Genomic DNA, 14,846 nt, shown 5'->3' on the forward strand with positions numbered 1-14,846 from the left:
TCATCGTGCTGCTGCTCGTCGCGGCGGCGCTCGTCTTCGTCCTCATCACCTACGTCTACCCGTGGGTCGCCATGCAGCTCTCCACGGAGGAAGTGACGGTCACCTCATGACGCGCATCCTGGTCATCGACAACTACGACAGCTTCGTCTACACCCTGAACGGGTACCTGCAGCAGCTCGGGGCGACGACCCGGGTGATCCGCAACGACGAGGTCGGCCTCGGCGAGCTGGAGCAGCTCGTCGCCGACTACGACGGCGTCCTCGTCTCGCCCGGCCCGGGGACCCCGCCGACGCGGGCGTCTCCATCGGCATGGTCGGCATCGCCCTGCGCACCGGGATCCCGCTGCTCGGCGTCTGCCTCGGCCACCAGGCCATCGCGGAGGCGCTCGGCGCGACCGTGACGCACGCCGAGGAGCTGATGCACGGCAAGGTCTCGCGCGTACGGCATCACGGCGATGCGTTCTTCGCGGGCGTGCCCGAGGAGTTCGATGCCACCCGCTACCACTCGCTCGCGGTCGTCAGCGGTACCGTGCCCGAGGAGCTCACGGTGACGGCCGAGACGGCCGGCGGCGTGATCATGGCGCTCCGCCACCACGAGCTGCCCATCTACGGCGTGCAGTACCACCCGGAGTCGGTGCTCACCGAGGGCGGCTACCAGCAGCTCGGCAACTGGCTCGCGGTCACGGGCGCGGCGAACGCGGCGGAGGTCGCCGCGACGCTCTCGCCGCTGCTCGCGCGCGACTGAGCGCGCCGAGGCGGGCGCTGCGGCTGCTCGGCGGCGCCGGGCGCGGGATCCTCAGTTGATGATCTCGCCGCGCTCGTCGTCGCGGATCGCCGCGAGGCGGTCCCGCCAGCCCTGCAGGGCCTCGGGGCTCAGCCGGGTCCAGTCGTCGACCACGGCGACGATCCGCAGGGGCTCCGTGCTGCGGTACGAGCGCGTCGGGTTCCCCGGGAACTTCTGGTCGGTCACGTTGGGGTCGTCCTCGAACGGCCCCGTCGGCTCCACGAGGTAGACCCGAGGCTCCCCGTCGCCCGCGGCGAGCTCGGCGGCGAGGCCGGCCCCGTCGCGCAGCGCCGTGAAGTAGATGTGGTTCATCACGATCTCGGGCCGATAGTTCGACCGGAATCCCGCGGTCAGCAGCTCGCCGACGGGCAGCTCGGCCTTCGTCCCGTGGAAGAACGGTCCCTCGTCGAGTGCGGCGGTCATCGCCACAGACTACTCCGCCGAACTGCGGAGCACACGCGAGGATCGACCGGGATCGGCGGGGATCAGCCGGCGCAGTAGAAGATCTCGAGCTTGGTGCCCTGCGGCTGCTGACCGGCCGCGGACTGCTCGACGATCGGCAGGTTGGCCGTCTGCGGGCAGGTGTTGCGGGGGTCACCGTGACGTCGAGGCCGAGCCCGCTGAGCAGCGACTTGGCCGCGTCGAGGGACTGGCCCTTCACGTCGGGCACGTTGACGCTGCCGCTCGCGATCGTGATCTGCACGGAATCGCCCGGCTTGAGCCCGGTCCCCACGGCCGGACTGACCGCGAGCACGCGGTCGGCGGGTGCGACCGCGTCGTCCTGCTTCTTGATCACGCCGATGGAGAGGCCGAGGCCCTCGAGCTTCTTCGTGTACTCCGCGACCGAGAGGTTCTGGAAGTCGGGCACGTCGGGCGATACCGGGCCGGTGGAGATGACGACCCGGACCGAGGTGTCGAGATCGATCTTGCTGCCGCCCGCGGGATCGGTGCTGATCACGTGGCCGGCGGCGACCTTGTCGTCGCTCTGCTCGACGGGGACCGCGACGATGCCCATGTCCTTCAGGGTCTTGAGCGCCGTGTCCTTCTCGACGTTCACGAGCTCGGGCGCCTGCCGGGTGTTGCTCGGCTGGATGTCCTTCGGTGCGAGGGTCATGAGCCAGAACACCACGGCGATGATCACCGCGCCGACGGTCAGGATCGCGGCCCAGGTCCACATCACCGGCGGGCGGCTCTGGGTGCGGGTGCCGCCGCCCTCCGACAGCTGGCGCAGGGCGAGCTCGGACTCGGAGACCTCGTCGCCGCCGGAGAACAGCACGTTGGTCTGGTCGTCGGAACCGCCGAGCTTCGGCATGGTGCCGCTGAGTGCGAGCGCGAGCGCTTCGCGGAACTCGGACGCCGACTGGAAGCGGCGGGCGCGATCCTTCGCCAGCGCGTGCAGCACGATGCGCTCGAGCTCCGGCGGGATCGAGGGGTTGCGTTCGGTGGGCGGCTGGGGCCGCTCGCTGACGTGCTGGTAGGCGACAGCCACCGCGGTGTCGCCGCGGAAGGGGACGTCGCCGGCGAGGAGTTCGTAGAGCAGCACGCCGACCGAGTAGAGATCGGTGCGCGCATCGACCGTCTCGCCCTTCGCCTGCTCGGGCGAGAAGTAGGCGGCGGTGCCGAGGATCGCGGTGGTCTGCTGCACCGTCGACGAGGTCTCGGAGACGGCGCGGGCGATGCCGAAGTCCATCACCTTCACCTGCCCACTGCGGGTGATCATGATGTTCGCGGGCTTGATGTCGCGGTGCACGATCCCGGCGCGGTGCGAGTACTCGAGCGCGGTGAGCACGGCGTCGACGACGCGGCACGCCTCGGCGTGCGAGAGCGGGCCCTGGCCGAGCAGCTGGCGCAGGTTCTGCCCGTCGACGAACTCCATGACGATGAACGGCAGCCGCTGCGGGCCGTCGGCGGTCTGGATCAGGTCGTCGCCGGCGTCGAGCACGCGCACCACGCTGGGGTGCGCGAGGCGCGACGCGGACTGCGCCTCCTGCCGGAACCGCAGGCGGAACTGCTCGTCGCCCGCCAGGTTCGCCTTCATCACCTTGATGGCGACCTGGCGACCCAGCTTGGTGTCGGTGCCGCGGTAGACGGTCGACATCCCGCCCTGGCCGATGAACTCGCCGATGGCGTAACGACCGGCGAGGATTCGCTGCTCGCCGACGTCCGTACTCTCGGACATGCTCACCAACCTTCCGTTGCTCGCGATCTTCTCAGTCTAAAGGGAGGATCCTGGGATCCCGGGACGCAGCCCCGGTCGGGCTAGTTCGCCAACGCGGTACCGTTGGCGCCCGTCGTCGCGTCGGATCCGCCGTTCGCGCCGGCGTTCGCGTTCGCGCCGCCCGCCGCCTGCACCTGGATGGTGAGGGTGTCGGAGGCGGGCGAGGTGCGCTGGGCGGGACCCGAGCAGGTGTAGGTGTAGCTCACGGTGAGCGGGCCTGCCGCAGTGCCGGCCTGGATCTGCGCGCTCCCCTGGCTGGGCGAGTTCACGAGCGTGCCGCCGGTCACCTTCACGTCGAAGCTGTCGACGGTGAGGCCCGTGGGGCAGCTCGCCGTGATGCCCTGCACCGCGAAGGTCTGGCCCGTCTGGACCGTCGCGGGACCGGTCGGGGTGCCGGGCTTCGCGGCATCGCCGAACTTGGCGCTGAAGGTCAGCACGATGGCCTCGTCGAACGGCACGTCGTTGCCGGTCGGATTGACCTCGGTGACGGTGTTCACCTTGTCGTCGGGGCCGGGGTTGCCCGCTTCGGTCCTGACGTTCGTGAACCCGATGCCCTCGAGGTAGGCCTTCGCCTCGTCGGCGTTCATCCCGACGAGCTTCGCGGAATCCACCACGCCCGTGGTCGGCTTCGGGGGCTCGGTCGTCTTCGACGTCGTCGGCTTGGTCGAGGTCGTCGTCTTGGTGTTCGTCGCCTTCGGCTTGTCGCCGCCCTGGTTCAGCAGGGCGATGGCGGTGCCGCCGCCGATGATGAGCAGGAGCGCGAGCAGCGTGATCAGCGGCCAGGTCCAGGGGCTGCGCTTCTTCTTCGGCTTCTCCTCGACCTCGCCCTCCGGCTCGCCGTCGACCGGCAGGCCGAGCTGCGCGGTGCCGGGCAGCGCGGTGGTCTGCGGCAGCGCGGTCGTCGCGGCATCGGCGACCTGCGTCTGCGGGAGCACCTGCGTGGCGTCGGCCGTCGCGGTGCCGAGCACCTGCGGCACGTAGCTCGCCGCGAGGCGCACGTCGCCGCGGTGCAGCGCGGTCGCGGCCTGCGCGAGCTTCGCCGCGGTCTGCGGGCGATCCTCGGCGGCCTTCGCGAGGCACGCGTATACGAGGTTGCGCACGGGCGCGGGGATCTCCTCGGGCAGGTCCGGCGGGGTGTCGTTGATCTGCGCCATGGCGATGGCGACCTGCGACTCGCCCGTGAACGGGCGCTTGCCGGCGAGGCACTCGTAGGCGACGACACCGAGCGAGTAGATGTCGGTCGACGGCGTCGCGGTGTGCCCGCTCGCCTGCTCGGGCGCGAGGTACTGCACGGTGCCCATCACCTGGCCGGTGGCGGTCAGCGGCACCTGGTCGGCGATCCGGGCGATGCCGAAGTCGGTGATCTTGACGCGACCCTCGGGCGTGATCAGCAGGTTGCCCGGCTTGATGTCGCGGTGCACGAGGCCGGCGTCGTGCGCGGCCTGCAGCGAGGTCGCGGTCTGCGCGACGATGCCGAGCACGCGGTCCGGCGGCAGCTTGCCCTCGCGCTCGATGATGGTCGAGAGCGGCTCGCCGGGCACGAGCTCCATGACGATGTAGGCGGAGCCCTGCTCCTCGCCGTAGTCGAACACGTTGGCGATGCCCTCGTGATTGACGAGCGCGGCGTGCCGCGCCTCGGCGCGGAACCGCTCGAGGAACCCGGGGTCCCCCATGTACTCGTCCTTCAGGATCTTGATCGCGACGGAGCGGCCGATGATGCTGTCGGTGGCTTTCCAGACTTCGCCCATGCCGCCGACGGCGATCCGCGAGCTCAGCTCGTAGCGCCCACCGAACGTGACTCCTGCCGTAGGTCTCATTCGCTCAACACCGCTTCCATCACTTGTTTTCCGACCTTGGTCGGGAGTTCGTACGAGCTCCCGACATTTCCAAACCGTTCCCCGCCGCCGTTCGCGATCACCACTGCCACCGCGATCTTCGGGTCCTGCACCGGCGCGAACCCGGTGAACCAGAGAGTGTAGGGGCGGTCCGCGCCGTTCTCCTGGACACCGTTCTCGGCGGTGCCGGTCTTGCCGGCGACGCGCACGCCATCGATGGCGGCGAGGTGCCCCGTGCCGTCGGCATCGGCGACCACACGCTCCATCATGTCAGTCATCGTCTGTGCCGTGGCCTTGGAGATGGGCTGACTGAACTCCTCGGCCGAGAACTTCCGCTCGACCCGCAGGTCGGGCGTGATGATCTCGTCGACCAGCTGGGGCTTCATGACGGTGCCCTCGTTGGCGATGCCGGCCGAGACCATGGCCATCTGCAGCGGCGTGGCGCGCACGTCGAGCTGCCCGATCGAGGCGCTCGCCGCCTGGGCCTTGTCGATGGGGTTCGGCGAGGCGCTCGGGGTGACCTTGAGCGGGATCTGCAGGTCCTGCTCGAAGCCGAACTTGCGGGCCATGTCGGACACGGTGTTCAGATCCATGCCCATGGCCATCTCGGCGATCGGGATGTTGCAGGAGAGGATGAGCGCCCGCTCGAGCGATACCTTGTCGCCGGGGCCGCAGGCGGTGCGCGAGGCGTTCTGCATCACGGAGCTCGACTGGGGCAGCGTCAGCTGCGCCGGGTTCGGGTAGGTGCTCGACGGTTTGGCCTTGCCCGCCTCGATGGCGGCCGCGGCCGTGACGAGCTTGAACGTCGAGCCGGGGTGGTAGGTGTCGCCCGCGATCGCGCGGTTGTCGAGCGGCTTGCTCGGATCCGCGGTGAGCTGGTGGTAGTTCGTGATGATCTGCGCGTCGTCGTTCGAGGAGAGCTTCGCGGGATCGAAGCTCGGCGTCGAGACCATCGCGAGGATCTTGCCGGTCTTGGGGTCGAGCGCCACGACGGCGCCCTCGAATCCCTGCATGGCGTCCCAGGCGGCGCGCTGCGCCTTGGCGTCGATGGTGGTCGAGACCGAGCTGCCCTGCGGCTCGACGCCGGTGATCGTGCGCATGAGGCGCGTGAAGAACTGCGAGTCGCCGATGCCCGAGAGCTCCTGGTTCATGGCCGACTCGAGGCCCGTCATGCCCTGGGAGTGCGAGTAGTAGCCCGTGATGGGCGCGTAGATCTCGCCGTCCTTGTAGTTGCGGGCGAAGCGGTAGGTGTCCTTGGTGGGCGTCGAGTAGGCGACGGGGTTGCCGTCGACGAGGATCGATCCGCGCTCGATCTTGTAGCTGTTCTTGACCGTGCGCTGGTTGAGCGCGTTGGAGCGCAGATCGTCGGCCGAGACGAACTGGATCATGGTCACGGCGAAGAACAGCACGAAGAACATGCCGAACACGGTGCGGGTGAGGAGCTTGAGCGGTTTGTTCATGCGCGGATCACCAGCTTGGGTCGGTTGCGCACCGAGTTCGACAGGCGCAGCAGCAGGGCGACGATGATCCAGCTCGAGACGAGCGCGGATCCGCCGGCCGCGAGGAACGGCGCGGTGAGGCCGGTGAGGGGGATCACGCGGGTCACGCCGCCGACGACGACGAAGACCTGCAGCGCGAACGCGAAGCCGAGGCCGGCGCCGAGCAGCTTGCCGAAGTCGTCCTGCGCGGCGAAGCCGATGCGCAGGGCGCGGCCGACGAGCAGCAGGTACGCCGCGAGCACGACGAAGAGGCCGATGAGCCCGAGCTCCTCGCCGAGGCTGGGGATGATGTAGTCGCTCTCGGAGACCGGGGTGTCCTGCGGGAAGCCCTGGCCGAGGCCCGTGCCGGTCATGCCGCCGTTGGCCATGCCGAAGAGGCCCTGCACGAGCTGGTAGCTGGCGCCCTGCGGGTCGGCGAACGGGTCGAGCCAGTTCGCGAAGCGCTTGTGCACGTAGGCGAGGGTCTGGCTCGCGATGAGGCCGCCGACGAGGAAGAGGCCGCCGCCGAGGATGATCCAGCCGATGCGGCCCGTCGCGAGGTACAGCAGCGACAGGAACAGACCGAAGTAGAGCAGCGAGGTGCCGAGGTCGCGCTGGAACACGAGCACCGACATGGCCGCCAGCCAGAACAGCAGCAGCGGGCCGAGGTCGCGGCCGCGCGGGAACCGGATGCCGGCGAACTTGCGGCCGACCATCGAGAGCGCCTCGCGGTTGCGGATCAGATAGCCCGAGAGGCAGACGGCCAGCAGGATCTTGGCGATCTCGCCGGGCTGGAACGTGAAGGCGCCGAGCTTGATCCAGACCCGTGCGCCGCCGAGCTCGATGCCGATGCCCGGGAGCATCGGCAGGAGCAGCAGCACGACGGCCGCGAGGCCCGTGAGGTAGGTGTAGCGGAACAGCACCAGGTGATTGCGGATCACCGTGATCACGACGATGGCCGCGACGATGGCGATGGTCGACCACACGAGCTGCTTCATCGAGAACGAGTCCCAGCCGGTGAGCTTCTTGGCCAGGTCGATCCGGTAGATCATCGCGACGCCGAGCGAGTTGAGGAACACGGCGATCGGCATGATCAGGGGGTCGGCGTCGGGAGCGACCCAGCGCACCGTGAAGTGCAGGCCGAGCACGGCGACCACGAACATGATCCCGGTCGGCAGCAGCGCGGTGCTCGGATTGCCGGTCAGCGTGAGATCGGTGATGACGACGGCCGCGACGCCGATCGCGAGCGCGAACACCACGAGCGCGAGCTCGAGTCCGCGCAGCAGGCGCGGCGCGCGGATCGCGGTGATGCGCTGCAGCACCGTCTCGCTGGTGCGGGTCTGCTCGAAGGTGCGCGGCTCGTTCGTCTTGCTCTGCTTGCTCACTTGCCCGGCACCCCCAGCCGCAGCACGATGTCGCGCGCCTCCTCGAGGGAGTCGGCGCTGAGCGTGCGCTTCACCTGGCGCTGCTCGTTGCCGTCGAGGGCGTCGAGCGGGATCTCGGTGTTCTCGGCCACGGAGTGCAGCGAGAGGGAGCCGATGTCCTGCTGCACGCCGCGGTAGATGATCACGGTGCTGCCGTCGGTGCCGACGTAGTACCGGGTCTGGGTCCACTGGTAGCCGAGCACGAGCGCGGCGGCGATGCCGCCGAGGATCGCGAGCACGCCGAGCAGCCAGAGCAGGCGGCGCTGCCGGTTGCGGCGGCGCGTTTCGGCGATGAGCTCGGCCAGGTACTCGTCGACGCGCGGCTCGAAGTGGCTCTCGGCGACGGGCGTCGCACGGCGCACGGTGCGGCGGCGGTTGAGGATCTTGTTGCGGGCGGTGCTGATCCGCTCGCCGCCGGGGATCTCGGCCGCGGCGCTGCCCGCGAAGCGCGGCCCGGGCAGCTGCTCTTCGGGGATCGGCTCCGGGGTGGTCTCGACGAGCACGACGGTCACGTTGTCGGGGGCGCCGTGCGAGAGGCTCTTGTCGATCAGCGCGTCGACGGCGCCCTGCAGCGAGCTGCGCCGACGCATGATCTTCTCGATGTCGACGTCCTCGACGTAGCCGCAGAGGCCGTCGGAGCAGAGCAGCCAGACGTCGCCGGGAACGGTGTCGAGCACCGCGGTGTCGATCTCGGGGCTCGAATCGACGTCGCCGAGCACGCGCATGAGCACGGAGCGGCGGGGGTGGGTCTTCGCCTCCTCCTCCGTGATGCGGCCGCTGTCGACGAGGCGCTGCACGAAGGTGTGGTCCTTGGTGATCTGCTGCAGGCTGCCGTCGCGCAGCAGGTAGAGGCGGGAGTCGCCGATGTGGGCGAGCGCCAGGCGATCGTCGACGGTCATGAACCCGCAGAACGTGGTGCCCATGCCCGACAGCTCCGGGCGGTCGGAGACCGTGGAGCGGAGCATGCGGTTCGCATCGAGCAGCGACTGGCGCAGGGTCGAGGTCGCGGCCTCGGGGGTCTCGAGGTGGTCCTCGTCGAGTCGCGCCATGGCCTGCGTGGCGAGGGCCGAGGCGACGTCGCCGCCCGCGTGGCCGCCCATGCCGTCGGCCACCAGGAAGAGCTGCGTGCCGGCGAAGCCCGAATCCTGGTTGTTGGATCGCACCATGCCGACGTGGGAGCCGATGGCGCTCGCGAAACCGAATGCCACGGTCAGGGCCTCAGCTCGAAGGTGGTCGTGCCGATGGTGACGGGCGTGAACGTGGGGAGGGGGACCGGGCCCGAGACGCGCTGGCCGTCGAGCTTGGTGCCGTTGGTCGAGTCGAGGTCGGTCAGGGTCCACTGCTCGCCGACGCGGTTGAGGCGCGCGTGATAGGTCGAGGTGTACTCGTCGACGATGACGAGGGTGGAGTCGGGGCTACGGCCGATGGTCACCAGGTCCTCGTCGAGGGGGATCGCGGTGCCCGAGGCGACGCCCGAGGTGATGACGAGGGATCGGGCCGTGCTGCCGCCGGCGGAGGGGAGCGCCCCGCCCGTGGGGGTGACCACGGGGGCGGCCGGGATGCGGATCGAGTCGGGGACCTGCGGAGCGGCGACGGGCGGTGCGGCCGCCGGAGCGGGTGCCGGCGTGTTCGCGACGCCCGGGATCGGGCTCTGCGCGCCGCGCCCGCGGCCCTCGCCGCCGAGCTTGCGCACCGGAGCGCCGAACAGGTCGCTCCGCAGCGCGTAGACGATCGAGAAAATGAAGAACCACAGCAGCAGCAGGAAGCCGATGCGGAGGATCAGCAGAGTCAGCTCGCTCACAATCCCCTCCAGAAGTCCTGGTCGATGCCGGGGAGTCGCTGCCGCCGGCCGACGGCGGCGTGCGCGGTGCGCTGCTCGCGCGGGAACCCGGCCGTGGCTCCCGGGCGAGGTCGCGCTCCTGCGGGGTCGGCATCGCGGTCGTCGCGGCGGCGGGCCGCTGCGACGGAGCCGCGCTCTGCGAGCGGGCGGGGACGAGCTGGAACTGCAGCTGGGTCTGCCCGATCGTGATGACCGTGCCGGGGCTCAGCGCGGCCTCGCGGAAGCGCTGGCCGTTGATCTTGGAGCCGTTGGTCGAGCCGAGGTCGCGGGCGAGGCCGGCCTTGCCATCCCACAGCACCTGGAGGTGCTGGCGCGAGGCGCCCGTGTCGTTCAGCCGGATATCGCAGTCGCTGCCGCGCCCGATCACCGTCGTGCCGGTGCGGAGCTGATGCCGCTGGCCGTCGACCTCCAGGGCGGGGATCCACTCCACGCCGCCCTTCACCTGGCTGGCGTCGACCTCGAGCACGCCCGTGGTCAGCTGCGGATCGACCCGGATCTCCACGTCGGGCTCGCCGAGCAGCTGGTACTCCTGGCGGGCGGCGTGCTTGCGCACGACCCCGACGAGCTCGGTCTCGAGCTGGCCGCCCATGCGCTGCAACCGGGTGCCGTCGGACTCGGAGACGCGCACCACGAAGCGGTTCGGGGCGAGCGTGCGGTCGCGATCCACGATCACGGAGCCGACGTCGAGCTGCTTCTTCAGAGCGGAAGCGATCTCGACGGGCTGGACGCCGGAACGGAAGGTGCGCGCGAAGGCGCCGTTCACGGCGCGCTCGAGCCCGCGCTCCACGCTGTCGAGGATTCCCATTCCGTGCCTCCCCTCGTGCTGTTCGGTCGGCATGCGCCGTCGGATTCGGTGTGCGAGGGGGCGACGGCCGGGGCCGCGCACACTCCTCGAGTGTTGCTCATGCTACTCGGAGCTGCTGAACGGGGTCCAAATCGCGCCGGGCGTCGTCGACTTTGGCAGAACGTGCTGACCCTGCTAAGCTGGTCTGGTTGCCCGGCGCTTCGGCTCCGGCGGCAGACTCGCGCGAGTGGCGGAATTGGCAGACGCGCTGGCTTCAGGTGCCAGTGCTCGAAAGGGCGTGGGGGTTCAAGTCCCCCCTCGCGCACGAGTAAGAAAACAGCAGGCCCCGGATCGGTTGATCCGGGGCCTGCTGCGTTTTCGGGACCCGTCCTGCGGCGGCTCGTCTCCTCGCCGTCGGCGGGGAGACGAGCGCGATCGATCGCCCTTTCGGGCTGCTGGTCGTTGCGGCCGTTCAGTTCGAGGCAAACTAGGGCGTCGCGAGGATGGTCATGAGGGCGAGGACTGGGATCACTCGAGCTGCAGGAACGGAGTGCCGTCCCTGCCCGGTCGGGGAAAGCCATCCCGCGGACTCCAGCTTGTTGACGTGATGGTAGATCTGCCCGGTGGTGCCGTATGCATCCTGCGCGGCGAGTTCGGCCACTGTCTTCGGGGTGACGAGGAGTTCTTTCAGGATCTCAAGTCGTACCGGATGTGCAAGGGCAGTGACCGACGGGGCGAAGTCGCCCCAGGTGAGGTCGGTGAGCGAAGAGACGGCCAGGCCGTACTGCCACTCCACTGCGCGGTCCTCATCCGCGCGGAACACTCCGGCGTAGTGGACCTCACCGGCACCCTCGGCGCGTTCCTGAATACCTTCGAGGATCCAATACGGATTCTCGGTCCTTGCTGCTTCGGGGCGAGTGCGCAAGAGTGCCTCGATTGCGGATATGCGTCTCTCGAGGTCTGCGTTGCTCGAGGAAGACTCGTTTTCAACGCTCACTTTTCCACCTTTACGTAATTGCATAATCTCAGTACGCTCGTACTGCACGCGGCGCCTGAATCGTCCGGTGCGACTTCAACGGCAGTGCTGGCAACGCCAGCGTACGAGAAACTGAGGAACATCATGCGGAAGAGAGTGACGACGACGGCAGCGGCCGTCCTCGCCCTGATGCTCATGGCTCCGGTCGCGGCGCATGCGACAGGGGAGGGCCAGTCGGGATCACAGCAGAGCGTGTACGAGATCGCGGCACAGGGCGATACGCCGACGACTGACGTCCAGCCCCGTGCTGTGCCGGCTGCAGTTGCGGTCGCCGCCGCAGGCGCTCGGGCTTTCACGGCAGCTTCGCTGACCAGGCAGGTCACGATGATGGCGAAGAACGCTTCTCTCACGAAGGCCCTGTTCGGCATGATGCGCACTGAATCCGGTGTCGGACTGAATACCGAGGTGGCCTCGGCCTACTTCGATCGGTAGGAACCAGGGGCGATCTGCTCCGGATCGCCCCTGGCCCCCGTCCACATCACTACCGGAAGACACTCGCGCGTGCGACAAATCACCACAGAGAGCCCACGACCCAAACGCTTGCTATCGCATTTCTTGGTTGGCCTGGCCGGTCTCCTCGTTGCGGGCTATCTTGTTTCGGCAGCAATCTTGGCGGGCCCGAACACCCCCGTGAAGCTGCAACTTGAACCCCTGATCTCGAGTTACATGCACCCCCACTTTCCACAAGGGTGGCAGCTCTTCGCTCCAGACCCGGTGAGCGACGAGCGAGGCATCATCGCAAAGGGGCGTTGCGCCTCGGGGAGGAAACCTCGTACATCGACGTCACGACCCCGGTGATTGAAAAGCTTCAGAGTCGGCGCCCCTTCCCCTCGCGGGAATCCCGGATCATCAGTAACGGCATCGTTGACCTGTTTGGGCAGCCGAAGATCATCGATGAGCTCGAAAATCGAGAAGAATCTCTGAGTAAGGATGACCGAAAGGAACTCCGAGAGCTCGTCAACGCCATGCGGACCGAGCAAGACGAGAGAAGCTTGATTACCAAGAAGGCAATGACGCGGTTCAGTGCGGTCCGTCTGCAGGCGGCATGCGAAGGTCGAGTCGATTCCGTGCAGCTTCGATACGTGATCCATAAGTTCCCGGGCTGGACGGACCGCACTGACATGAAGAAGCGTGGGGAGATCTCCTACATGGATTCGGAATGGATCAAACCGGAATGAACAGCGCACTTTTGCCGTTCCGGATCTGGTCCCGCGCCCACACCTGGATGACAGCGGCGCCTCACGCGGTCGCGGCGTTGGGCCTACTGCGAAGCGTTATCGGGATATGTGGCCTTGCCTTCTACCTCGAGGACTACGGCAACCGACGCCTCCTGCATGGACCAGAGGGATACTACGGGCACGACCTTCTCTCTGGGTACTTCGAACGTTCGAGCGGCTGGTCGGTCTACTTGCTTTCGGATTCGCTCATCTGGTTCGAGTTCCTTTTCCACGTCGGCATCCTGGTCACGATCTTGATCGCACTCGGAGTCGGCGGCCGTGGAGCCCTGGGCCTCCACTTCGTGCTGCTCTGGTCGCTGTTCATGACAAACCCGATGCTGCTCGATGGCGGAGACAACCTCATGATGATCGTTGTCCCGTTCCTGCTCCTCACACGATGCTTCGACCGGTTCCGTATACACCGGCCAATCTGGACTCCCGGGCCGGCGAAGTGGAACCTCGGGACGGTGGCGCACAATACGGGTCTCCTGCTCATTGCCGGCCAGGTGTGCATCGTCTATCTCATGGCCGGCTTGTATAAGGTGCAAGGACAGCTCTGGCAGGATGGGACAGCGATCTACTACATTCTCCGAACGCCCGAGTTCTTCTGGCCAGGGATTACGGAGATCATCTTCCACTTCGACTGGCTGATCGTGCTCGCAAGCTATGCGACAGTCCTCACATCCATCGCGTTTCCCGTGCTCGTCCTTTTCCCCGCAGGCAGACCGATCGCGGTGGCACTCATGGCAGCATTCCATCTTGCGATCGGGATTCTGATGGGGCTCACGAGCTTCGCGCTCATCATGATCGCCATTGACTTGTTGTTCGTCAATCAGCACGTGGTGCGGGCGGCCGGAGAAATCCGACTAGCCATCGCTCGACGGCTTCGATTCGCCAGCACTGAGACGGCCCTCGCATGAGGCGGCAGCGCGCATGGATCGCGGTTCACGGGAACACCGTGGTCGGCCAGGAGTTCCACCCGCCCTACACTCCCGATGCCCTGGTCGAGTGGGGGAGCGTCACGAAGCCGCTCGTCGCGGCGACCGTTGCCGAGCTGGTCCGGTCCGCAAGGCTTTCCTACGAAACGCCTGCGAGCGAGTATGTACAGTGCTCCGGCCTGCACCCAACAGCGACCATCGGCGACCTTGCGCGGCACCGTTCAGGGTTGCCGCGCGTCCATCCTGGGATGAAGAGCGGTATCTTCTCAGATCCGTTTAGCGGCCTCGACGGACCCGGTTTTGAGCGAGAGCTTGCTCGTCTTCCCCTTCCCCCGAGGATTCCGGGAACCGAAGAGTACTCGAACCTCGGGTACGCGCTACTCGGCATCATCATCGAACGCTGCACCGGCTCCCACTGGTTCGAGCAGGCGCGCTTGCATGTTCTCGGGCCGGCCGGAGCTGGCACCGCCACGCTGCATCCGGGGCCGGGGGACACTCGAGCGCTGCTGAACGGGTGGGGACGGGGGCGACGAGAACCCTGGAAGATCGCGGATGGTCCCTACTCCGCTGCGGGTGGAACCTGGTCCACGCTCGAAGACCTCCTTCGATTTACCGTGCATGCCACACATCCAACCCCTGAGGATCCGACCGTGGTCGGCTGGCAGGTCTTGGGTGAACGGCTCTGGCACAACGGCCAGACTCGTGACAGCGGAGCGTGCGTCGTCACGGACCCTCGAACACGCCTCACCGTCATAGCCCACACCAGTGGGCATCTTATGGGGTCGGCGGACAGACTCGCGCAGCACACGATGGACCGATATGAGGAGACAATCGATGCGTGAACGCCGCGGCCCGTTCACCGCGCTTTCGACGGGCCTCGCCATCGGAGACGTGGAGGCGCTCCATCTGCTCCTCACACCGGACGATGCGCTGTACTGCAGCGGCGAGAATACGCTCGAGCGGCTGGGATGGGAGGCTCTGGAAGTGTCCGACCTTCGGATCCCGGTGACTCGATGGATGCATCCCTGGATCGGTGACCTCGTTGTTCCGCTGGTTCTTGCCGGGATTGCCTGGGTGGTTGCGACACCGGACCCGAAAGCCATGTTCCTGGAGTTCCGCAGACAGGGCGAGACCGTCCGTCTCGAACTGAGCTCGCACCATGCGGTCGGCTACCGTCGATCGGACGCGCGGTACGCGCGGCGTGTATTCCAGGAGATCGTGGGCACCGAAGAGCTCCGCGAGCAACTGCGTACACCGCAGAAACTCGTCTGAGGACGCGCGTCAGCCGCCCCG

General features: G+C 67.8%; 12 protein-coding genes, 1 tRNA gene and 3 pseudogenes. 7 read left to right on the forward strand and 9 right to left on the reverse strand.

Annotated elements, in window-relative coordinates:
• Positions 1-106: 106 nt before the first annotated feature.
• A pseudogene (locus AB3K78_RS14510) lies at positions 107-744 on the forward strand (anthranilate synthase component II).
• A gap of 51 nt (positions 745-795) precedes the next feature.
• Here the strand turns inward: AB3K78_RS14510 and arr are convergent.
• The 8 genes and pseudogenes from arr to AB3K78_RS14550 all read right to left on the reverse strand — a co-directional run bounded on the left by arr (position 796) and on the right by AB3K78_RS14550 (position 10,383).
• Positions 796-1,206 (reverse strand): NAD(+)--rifampin ADP-ribosyltransferase, encoded by a 411-nt coding sequence (gene arr / locus AB3K78_RS14515; RefSeq protein WP_416447370.1) that lies wholly within the window; start codon positions 1,204-1,206, stop codon positions 796-798.
• Positions 1,207-1,432: 226 nt separating this feature from the next.
• Positions 1,433-2,962, reverse strand: a pseudogene (pknB, locus tag AB3K78_RS14520) (Stk1 family PASTA domain-containing Ser/Thr kinase); the annotation flags it as partial.
• Positions 2,963-3,042: 80 nt separating this feature from the next.
• Positions 3,043-4,818 carry a protein kinase domain-containing protein gene (locus AB3K78_RS14525; protein WP_416444389.1) on the reverse strand — a complete coding sequence of 592 codons (1,776 nt, stop codon included), beginning with the start codon at positions 4,816-4,818 and terminating at the stop codon, positions 3,043-3,045.
• Complete coding sequence (locus tag AB3K78_RS14530; RefSeq protein WP_416444391.1) at positions 4,815-6,296, reverse strand: peptidoglycan D,D-transpeptidase FtsI family protein; 1,482 nt, start codon at positions 6,294-6,296, stop codon at positions 4,815-4,817. The genes AB3K78_RS14525 and AB3K78_RS14530 overlap by 4 nt, the downstream gene beginning before the upstream one ends.
• Positions 6,293-7,699: an FtsW/RodA/SpoVE family cell cycle protein gene (locus AB3K78_RS14535; RefSeq protein ID WP_416444393.1), complete on the reverse strand. Its 1,407-nt coding sequence runs from the start codon at positions 7,697-7,699 to the stop codon at positions 6,293-6,295. Before AB3K78_RS14535 ends, AB3K78_RS14530 begins: the two co-directional genes overlap by 4 nt.
• Positions 7,696-8,946, reverse strand: a complete 1,251-nt coding sequence (locus AB3K78_RS14540) for a Stp1/IreP family PP2C-type Ser/Thr phosphatase (RefSeq protein ID WP_416444395.1) — start codon at positions 8,944-8,946, stop codon at positions 7,696-7,698. The genes AB3K78_RS14535 and AB3K78_RS14540 overlap by 4 nt, the downstream gene beginning before the upstream one ends.
• 2 nt (positions 8,947-8,948) lie before the next feature.
• Complete coding sequence (locus AB3K78_RS14545) at positions 8,949-9,170, reverse strand: FHA domain-containing protein (RefSeq protein ID WP_416444397.1); 222 nt, start codon at positions 9,168-9,170, stop codon at positions 8,949-8,951.
• Positions 9,154-10,383 carry an FhaA domain-containing protein gene (locus AB3K78_RS14550; protein WP_416444399.1) on the reverse strand — a complete coding sequence of 410 codons (1,230 nt, stop codon included), beginning with the start codon at positions 10,381-10,383 and terminating at the stop codon, positions 9,154-9,156. The genes AB3K78_RS14545 and AB3K78_RS14550 overlap by 17 nt, the downstream gene beginning before the upstream one ends.
• Before the next feature lie 220 nt (positions 10,384-10,603).
• Here AB3K78_RS14550 and AB3K78_RS14555 point away from each other — a divergent pair.
• A tRNA-Leu gene (locus AB3K78_RS14555) sits at positions 10,604-10,687 on the forward strand.
• A 162-nt stretch (positions 10,688-10,849) separates the two neighbouring features.
• Here AB3K78_RS14555 and AB3K78_RS14560 read toward each other — a convergent pair.
• The gene (locus AB3K78_RS14560) at positions 10,850-11,407 is read right to left on the reverse strand and encodes an ArsR/SmtB family transcription factor (protein WP_416444401.1); all 558 of its coding nucleotides are present in this window, start codon (positions 11,405-11,407) and stop codon (positions 10,850-10,852) included.
• Between the two features lie 87 nt (positions 11,408-11,494).
• Between AB3K78_RS14560 and AB3K78_RS14565 the strand changes: the two genes are divergently transcribed.
• The 5 genes and pseudogenes from AB3K78_RS14565 to AB3K78_RS14585 all read left to right on the forward strand — a co-directional run bounded on the left by AB3K78_RS14565 (position 11,495) and on the right by AB3K78_RS14585 (position 14,825).
• Positions 11,495-11,830: a hypothetical protein gene (locus AB3K78_RS14565; protein ID WP_416444403.1), complete on the forward strand. Its 336-nt coding sequence runs from the start codon at positions 11,495-11,497 to the stop codon at positions 11,828-11,830.
• A gap of 234 nt (positions 11,831-12,064) precedes the next feature.
• Positions 12,065-12,576, forward strand: a pseudogene (locus AB3K78_RS14570) (DUF5819 family protein).
• Entirely contained in the window at positions 12,573-13,535 is a 963-nt protein-coding gene (locus AB3K78_RS14575; protein WP_416444405.1) for an HTTM domain-containing protein, read from the forward strand. The pseudogene AB3K78_RS14570 and the gene AB3K78_RS14575 overlap by 4 nt, the downstream one beginning before the upstream one ends.
• Complete coding sequence (locus AB3K78_RS14580) at positions 13,532-14,395, forward strand: serine hydrolase domain-containing protein (RefSeq protein WP_416444407.1); 864 nt, start codon at positions 13,532-13,534, stop codon at positions 14,393-14,395. Before AB3K78_RS14575 ends, AB3K78_RS14580 begins: the two co-directional genes overlap by 4 nt.
• Positions 14,388-14,825 carry a hypothetical protein gene (locus AB3K78_RS14585; protein ID WP_416444409.1) on the forward strand — a complete coding sequence of 146 codons (438 nt, stop codon included), beginning with the start codon at positions 14,388-14,390 and terminating at the stop codon, positions 14,823-14,825. Before AB3K78_RS14580 ends, AB3K78_RS14585 begins: the two co-directional genes overlap by 8 nt.
• The last annotated feature ends 21 nt before the right edge of the window (positions 14,826-14,846 follow it).

The organism is Leucobacter sp. HNU, from assembly GCF_047946755.1.
Lineage (GTDB): Bacteria > Actinomycetota > Actinomycetes > Actinomycetales > Microbacteriaceae > Leucobacter.

What these genes read in the sequence shown, in the direction of transcription:
- AB3K78_RS14580 (WP_416444407.1), top strand. Translation starts at nt 13,532, where the DNA reads ATGAGGCGGCAGCGCGCATGGATCGCGGTTCACGGGAACACCGTGGTC.
- AB3K78_RS14530 (WP_416444391.1), bottom strand. Translation starts at nt 6,296, where the DNA reads ATGAACAAACCGCTCAAGCTCCTCACCCGCACCGTGTTCGGCATGTTC.
- AB3K78_RS14550 (WP_416444399.1), bottom strand. Translation starts at nt 10,383, where the DNA reads ATGGGAATCCTCGACAGCGTGGAGCGCGGGCTCGAGCGCGCCGTGAAC.
- AB3K78_RS14575 (WP_416444405.1), top strand. Translation starts at nt 12,573, where the DNA reads ATGAACAGCGCACTTTTGCCGTTCCGGATCTGGTCCCGCGCCCACACC.
- arr (WP_416447370.1), bottom strand. Translation starts at nt 1,206, where the DNA reads ATGACCGCCGCACTCGACGAGGGACCGTTCTTCCACGGGACGAAGGCC.
- AB3K78_RS14525 (WP_416444389.1), bottom strand. Translation starts at nt 4,818, where the DNA reads ATGAGACCTACGGCAGGAGTCACGTTCGGTGGGCGCTACGAGCTGAGC.
- AB3K78_RS14585 (WP_416444409.1), top strand. Translation starts at nt 14,388, where the DNA reads ATGCGTGAACGCCGCGGCCCGTTCACCGCGCTTTCGACGGGCCTCGCC.